Annotated in this window: 1 pseudogene; it reads left to right on the forward strand. The window is 42.2% G+C overall.

Going from position 1 to position 325, the window contains the following annotated elements:
• Positions 1–70: 70 nt before the first annotated feature.
• Positions 71–325 (forward strand): annotated as a pseudogene (locus tag C7H79_RS17505) (glycoside hydrolase); the annotation flags it as partial.

Raw genomic sequence — 325 nt, forward strand, 5'->3', positions numbered from 1 at the left:
CACGAGCGTTAAACACGTACATTTTTTAGTCGCCGCACTACTATTCATTGTAAGTATGGTGCTAGTCCCATTGACCACAGTAGTAGCAGCAACAGACCCCACTGCGGTCAAATGGCACCCAGGCCATTACTATACAATATTGAGTTGGGGCAATAACAATTCTTCATATCTATCACAGGTATATAGTGAAATTCAGGCAACACCAGCATTACGTGGAATACAAATGCGTTATTTATGGGCGGAGCTTGAGAAATCAAAAGGCGTATACGACTTTTCATCCATTGATAAACGTCTCGCTGAACTGACTGCTAGAAATAAACGCCTA

The sequence above is a fragment of the Nitrosomonas supralitoralis genome, assembly GCF_003011925.2.
GTDB classification, from domain to species: Bacteria; Pseudomonadota; Gammaproteobacteria; order Burkholderiales; family Nitrosomonadaceae; genus Nitrosomonas; species Nitrosomonas supralitoralis.